The organism is Bradyrhizobium sp., assembly GCF_049691595.1.
In the GTDB taxonomy this organism is placed as follows: domain Bacteria; phylum Pseudomonadota; class Alphaproteobacteria; order Rhizobiales; family Xanthobacteraceae; genus Bradyrhizobium.
This window is the reverse complement of the sequence record NZ_JBAVNZ010000249.1, coordinates 1-5,919: the sequence shown is the minus strand read 5'-3', so window position 1 is coordinate 5,919 and position 5,919 is coordinate 1. Positions and strand designations below refer to the sequence as shown.

The window sequence follows — 5,919 nt, the reverse complement described above, 5'->3', positions numbered from 1 at the left end:
CGACGCCCCTAGTTTTCTGCCATGTCTCAAAATTAGATTTCAGGGCGATCAGGTCATTTGGCGCCATGTGTGCAACCTCCGATATTGTAAGGAGAGGATGCGCCCTTAAGCGTTGTTCAGTCAAGGTGATATCTCCCCCCTGGAGGGGGAGGGTCGCTCGCATAGCGAGCGGGGTGGGGTGATCTATCCGCGAGCAAGCTGTCTATGGTCTCAACATCGATCCGCCGAGCAGCCGCCAAGAGACTTCGTGCCAACACGACCCCGCACGAGCGCATCTTATGGCGCGCCCTGAAAGATATCCCGGTAGCAGGTACCCACTTCCGACGCCAAGCGCCGATCGGTACCTACGTCGTGGATTTCTTCTGTCCTGCCAGGCATCTGATCATCGAGCTCGACGGCGGGCACCACAATGATGACGAAAACGCCAGGCGCGATCGCGAACGGCAGCTTTGGCTTGAGCAGGAAGGATATCGCGTCATCCGCTTTTGGAATTCGGAGGTTAGGCAGAATCTGAACGCGGTACTCGAACGAATTTATGTCGAACTGCACGGATCGCGTGAGGCTGAAGTCGAACTAATGAAACACCGCCGACGACGATAGACCTTCACCCCACCCCGCCCGCTGCGCGGGCGACCCTCCCCCTCCAGGGGAGGGTAAGAAGAGCCGGCCCTCTTTGAAAGGGCGGGCTCTAATCACCTTCGAATTTGCTGCCCCGCTTCACATCGCCGGGACGTACTTCCCGTCCTTCACCGTGAGCAGCATGCGCGAGCGCTCGTCGAGGCCGTAGCGGTCCTTTTCGGTCCAGTTGAAGACGCCCTGGCTCGCGACGATTTCCTTCTCGGAGATGAAGGCCTGACGGATGCCCTCGCGGAATTCGCTCGTGCCCGGCTTGCCGGCCTTCAGCGCCACCGGGATGATGCGCTTGAGCACTTCGAAGGCGTCGTAGGAGTGGCCCGCGAACTGGCTGCGGCTGTTGGGGCCATATTTGGCTTCGTAGGCCTTGTTGAGCGCCAGCCCCGGCTTCTTGGTCAGGGCGGTGTCGGGCTGCGTCTCCGGCGACATCACCGGTCCCGCCGCCATGATCACGCCCTCGGCCGCGGGGCCTGCGATGCGGACAAAATCCATGCTGGCGGCGCCGTGGGTCTGATAGATCAGGCCCTTGTAGCCGCGTTCGCGCAGCGCGGCCTGCGGCAAGGCCGCGGCGGTGCCGGAGGCGCCGACCAAAATCGCGTCGGGATTGGCGGCGACGAGCTTCAGCACCTGGCCCGCGACCGAGGTATCCGGACGCGCAAAGCGCTCTTCGTCGATCATGGTCAACCCGATCGGCACCGCCTGAGCCTTGAAGTCGTTGACCCAGAGATCGCCGTAGGAATCGGAATAGCCGATATAGCCGACGGTCTTGATGCTGTGCGCCCTCATATGCTCGTACAGCACCTTGCCCATGATCTGGATCGATTGCGGCAGATCGACCGACCACTTCATGCGCGCTTCGTTGATCGGGAACGGCGCGAGGCCGAAATGCGGAATATTGGCTTCGTTGGCGACCGTCGACACCGCGATCGTCGGCGGCGTGGTGCTCGAGCCCATGATGATATCGGCCCTGGATTCGGTGACAAAACGCCGCGCATTGGTGGTGGCCGCGGTCGGATCGCCGCCGTCGTCGAGCACGATCAGCTTCAGCGGCACGCCGCCGATTTCCTTCGGCACGAAGTCGAGCGCATTGCGCTCGGGGATGCCCAGCGCCGCGGCGGGGCCGGTGGCCGAGATCGAAATGCCGATGGTGATTTCACTGGTCTGCGCCAGCGCAAGCGAGCCCGGCAGCGCCAGGGCCGCCGCGACAACGGTGGCGGACAGAAGAGCCTTGTTCATTCGTATCTCCCTCTATGTCTTTTCCAGGTAATTTCCCGCAGGCTAAAGCAAAATCCGGTCGTCCGTTCAGCCCCTTCTTTAGGTCATGCGCGGGCCCGAGTCAGCCCCTTCAAGTCAGCCCCTTGAAGTCAGCCCTTCATGAAGCGCTCGATGATCTCCGGCGGTACGGCCGCCGATTTCAGCCGTGCCGGATCGTCCGGATGACGGCCGACCAGCACGCGGGTTTCGAACGCCTCGATCGCCAGCGCCTCGCCCTTGAACACCCTATGCGTCACCTCGAAGCTCGACCGCTTGAAACTCTCGATCCGGCTCTCGATGGCGATCCAGTCGCCATGGGTCGAGGCGATGTAGAATTTCGCCCGCGTGTCCACCATGGGGATGCCGACCAGGCCATACTTCCTGACGATGTCCTGCTTCGAAAAGCCGGCCGCTTCGAACATGATCGAGGTCGAATCGTCGAACATCGCGAAGTAGCGCGGGTAGTAAACGATGTTGGCGGGGTCACAATCCCCCCATTGGATCTGGACGTCGCGCCGGTGGACAAACATGGGCCTGGCTCAGCGCGGCACGATGCGACGCGCGGCATCGCGCCACACACCTTCGCCGTTCAGGCAGGAATTGTCGATCATGTGCGGCGCCGGCGCGGCGAACTCCCCGGCCCGATCCCTCGACTGCATGGTTCTCTCCCTGGCGAAGATTTTCGAGTTCAGTTCAGCGTGATCACTTGCGCGTGCGGCGCCGGTGCATAAAGCGTCTCGATCAACGCGACGCGATGCTCCAGCACCGCGCGCTGGTTGATCGACCCCTTGTCGGTGACCTCGCCGCGATCGATCGACAGCGGCGTGTCGAGCAGGATCGCGCGGGTGATGCGGCTCGACGAGCCGGTCGCGCCTGCGCCCAGCTCTTGAAAGCGCGCGCCAAACGCGGCGCGGATCGTCCCGTCGGCGGCCGCGGCAGCGAGATCGTTCGCCGGAAGCGCTGGACTGATCAGGCGGCAGCCGTCGAGATCGAGGACGACCAGCGCCGATATCTCGTCGCGGTTGATGCCTGCGATCACCACGTCGCGTACCAGCGGCGCGCAGGCCGCGATAAAGCGCGCGCGCAACGGACCGACGCTGACCCAGGTGCCGCTCGCGAGCTTGAAATCCTCGGCGATGCGGCCGTCGAAATCGAAGCCGGCGTCGAAATCATCGGGATCGGCCGGCGTCAGCGCGTCGCCGAATTTGTAAAAGCCTTCCTCGTCGAACGCCGCCGCGGTCAGTTCCGGCTGGCGCCAATAGCCCGGCGTGACATTCGGCCCTTTGGCGCGAACCTCCAGCTTGCCGTTGTTCGGCAGGAGTTTCGCGTCATTGCCCAGCACCGGAAGCCCGACATGGCCGGAGCGGCTGGTGTCGGGCCGCACCGACATGAAGAACGGCGCGGTCTCGGTGGCGCCGAGTCCGGTCAGGACAGGCACGCGGAATCCGGTTTCCTGCACCGCGAGCTCATCGAGGCTGTTCCAGATGAACGGCGACAGCGCCGCGCCCGAGAAGAACATCGCCTGCAGCCGGGCGAAGAATTTTTCGCGCAGCGCGGCATCGTCGCGCAGATACGGCAGCAGCGATTCATAGCCCTTGGGCACGTTGAAATAGACCGTCGGCGAAATCTCGCGAAGATTTTTCACGGTCTCCTCGATGCCGCCGGGCATCGGCTTGCCCTGGTCGAGATACATCGAGCCGCCATTGTACAGCGTCAGCCCGACATTGTGGTTGCCGCCAAAGGTGTGGTTCCACGGCAGCCAGTCGACGATGACCGGCGGTTCGTCCTTGAGGAAGGCCATCGTCTCGCGGATCATCACCTGGTTGGCGCAGATCATGCGCTGGGTGTTGATCACGGCCTTGGGATTGCCGGTCGAGCCCGAGGTCAACAGGAATTTTGCGATGGTGTCCGGACCGATGGCGTCATGCGATGCGTCGAGGCGCGGGTGCTCCGGCGTGGCCAGAAGGTCAGCCAGCCTGGTCACATCGCGGCCGGCCATGGCACCGCGCGAGGCGACGATTTCCGCCCCGGCCGGGACGACGGCGGAAAGCGCATCGAAAAATTTCGCGGCGTCGTCGGCGAACACGAGGCCCGGCGTCAACAGCTTCATCAGGAAGCCGAGCTTGCCGTAATCCCGCGACACCAGCGAATAGGCCGGCGATACCGGACAAGAGGGAACGCCGGCATAAAGCGCGCCGAACGCGAGCAGCGCGTGATCGATCGAATTGCCGGAGAGAATGACAACCGGCCTTTCCGCCGAGAGGCCGCGCGCCAGCAGTGCCGAGGCGATGTGCCGGGCCGAGGTCAGGAGCTGCGCATAGGTGATCCGCCGCCAGCCGCCACCGGCAGCGCGCTCGGCCATGAAGATTCGATTGGGCTCGGCCCTGGCCCAATGGTGCAGGCGGTCGGTGAGACGCACCGGATAGTCGCCAAGCCGGGCTTTCGGCCGCAGATAGATGGTGCCGTCATCGCGGCGATCGACCGACACGGCGGGATTGCCGAAGGCTATCGGACGCAGCGGATGCACGCCGCCGCGCGCCGCGCCGTCGCTTTCGACCGAGCCAGAGACGTTGGGCATGGCGCTCATGTCAGCCTGGTTTCACCTTTGCCGTCTTGCGGTCGAGAAAGGCGCGAATACGGCGTTTGGCCTCTTTGTCGCTCTGCGCCACGGTCGCCATCAGCGATTCCATCAGCAGGCCGGTCTGCGGATTGGCCTCCGCGATCATCGGCAGCGCCTGCAGCACCGCGAAATTGGTCAGCGGCGCATTGGCCGCGACGCGTTCGGCGAGCGCCATCGCCTTCGGCAGCGCGCCGCCGGCCTCGGTCAGATATTGCGAGAAACCATAGGCCGCGCCCTCGGTCGCGGAATAGACCCGGCCGGTCAGCATCATATCGGTCATCCGCGCCACGCCGATCAATCGCGGCAGCCGCACCGACCCGCCGCCGCCGACGAAAATGCCGCGCTGGCCTTCGGGCAGCGCGAAATAGGCCGACGGCTCGGCGACACGGATATGCGCCGCGCAGGCGAGTTCCAGCCCGCCGCCGATCACGGCGCCCTTGAGTGCGGCGATCACCGGCACGCGGCTATACTGGATGCGATCGAACACCCGGTGCCACATCTGCGAATGCCGCAGGCCCTCGGTCGCGTCGTGCTCGGTCAGCTCGGAGAGGTCGAGACCGGAGGAGAAATGATCGCCGATGCCGTGGATCACCACGGCGCCGGTTCCGTCCGGCAGATGCGCGAAGCAATCCTGGATCGCGCGCATGATGCCGTCGTTCAGCGCGTTGCGCTTGGCCGGGCGGTTGAGGCCCACGGTCAAGACCGCGCCGTTACGTTCGATCGCGAGCAACTCGGATTGGCCTGCGGATGCGGGGACGGCGTTTCCCATGGGGTTTATTGCTTCCTTCCCGGAATAGTTATGTTTTATAACTATTGGCGACGGAGTCAATATGGCCAATTTCGTCATTGCGAGCGGAGCGAAGCAATCCATGTCGCGGCATAACGGATAGATGGATTGCTTCAGCCTTCGCTCTTTGAGCTACGGCGGACGGGTCGTCGCTATCGCTCCTCGCAATGACGTGGCGAGGTCCTGATTCAATTTTCAAGGAGCAGATGAGCATTCGCCTTCTCGCGGCATGGTTTGCCCGAGCCTTGCTGGAACGGTCTGTCCCTCGAAGAAGAGGGAGCAGGGAATGCCGGGTGCGCGCTGCACCCGCGGTCTCGTGTGCAAGTTGTAGATAAAAATGCGCACACGAGCATACAGGTTCAGCGGAGACACTCCGGCATTCCCTGCGCAATGGTTTGACGGCTTATGCCGTGATCTCCCCGGCGACGAATTCGTCTTGTCACCGTCGCTGCCGGCTTGAGGCTGAAACGATCCGGTTGGATCGAGACCGCCACCGACAGCTTGACACCAGCAACGGGTGCCAGGACCACACGGTTTTGCCGTACGCTTTGGCGCCGTTCGTCCTGCGCGCCGGTTGATCGCTCACGAGAGACTCGCCCTGCGACACCGTTTCGCGCCGACGCTT

The 5,919-nt window shown here is 63.6% G+C and carries 6 protein-coding genes; 1 reads left to right on the top strand and 5 read right to left on the bottom strand.

Annotated features, from left to right (window positions below; all coding sequences use genetic code 11):
* Positions 1-204: 204 nt before the first annotated feature.
* A complete protein-coding gene (locus WCE35_RS11145) occupies positions 205-600 on the top strand; it encodes an endonuclease domain-containing protein (RefSeq protein WP_424593392.1) in 396 nt (131 codons plus the stop codon).
* A 117-nt stretch (positions 601-717) separates the two neighbouring features.
* Here WCE35_RS11145 and WCE35_RS11140 read toward each other — a convergent pair whose 3' ends face one another.
* The 5 genes from WCE35_RS11140 to WCE35_RS11120 all read right to left on the bottom strand — a co-directional run.
* Positions 718-1,869 carry an ABC transporter substrate-binding protein gene (locus tag WCE35_RS11140; protein WP_424593391.1) on the bottom strand — a complete coding sequence of 384 codons (1,152 nt, stop codon included), beginning with the start codon at positions 1,867-1,869 and terminating at the stop codon, positions 718-720.
* A gap of 128 nt (positions 1,870-1,997) precedes the next feature.
* On the bottom strand, positions 1,998-2,417 hold the full coding sequence (locus tag WCE35_RS11135) for an acyl-CoA thioesterase (protein ID WP_424593390.1): 420 nt from the start codon (positions 2,415-2,417) through the stop codon (positions 1,998-2,000).
* Between the two features lie 158 nt (positions 2,418-2,575).
* Positions 2,576-4,474: a feruloyl-CoA synthase gene (locus WCE35_RS11130; RefSeq protein WP_424593389.1), complete on the bottom strand. Its 1,899-nt coding sequence runs from the start codon at positions 4,472-4,474 to the stop codon at positions 2,576-2,578.
* 1 nt (position 4,475) lies between these two features.
* The gene (locus WCE35_RS11125; protein WP_424593388.1) at positions 4,476-5,276 is read right to left on the bottom strand and encodes a crotonase/enoyl-CoA hydratase family protein; all 801 of its coding nucleotides are present in this window, start codon (positions 5,274-5,276) and stop codon (positions 4,476-4,478) included.
* Positions 5,277-5,653: 377 nt separating this feature from the next.
* A partial coding sequence (locus tag WCE35_RS11120) for a hypothetical protein (RefSeq protein WP_424593387.1) occupies positions 5,654-5,919 on the bottom strand: 266 nt, incomplete at its 5' end.

Coding starts and splice junctions, on each gene's coding strand:
- WCE35_RS11125 (WP_424593388.1), bottom strand. CDS start 5,276: ATGGGAAACGCCGTCCCCGCATCCGCAGGCCAATCCGAGTTGCTCGCG.
- WCE35_RS11130 (WP_424593389.1), bottom strand. CDS start 4,474: ATGAGCGCCATGCCCAACGTCTCTGGCTCGGTCGAAAGCGACGGCGCG.
- WCE35_RS11145 (WP_424593392.1), top strand. CDS start 205: ATGGTCTCAACATCGATCCGCCGAGCAGCCGCCAAGAGACTTCGTGCC.
- WCE35_RS11140 (WP_424593391.1), bottom strand. CDS start 1,869: ATGAACAAGGCTCTTCTGTCCGCCACCGTTGTCGCGGCGGCCCTGGCG.
- WCE35_RS11135 (WP_424593390.1), bottom strand. CDS start 2,417: ATGTTTGTCCACCGGCGCGACGTCCAGATCCAATGGGGGGATTGTGAC.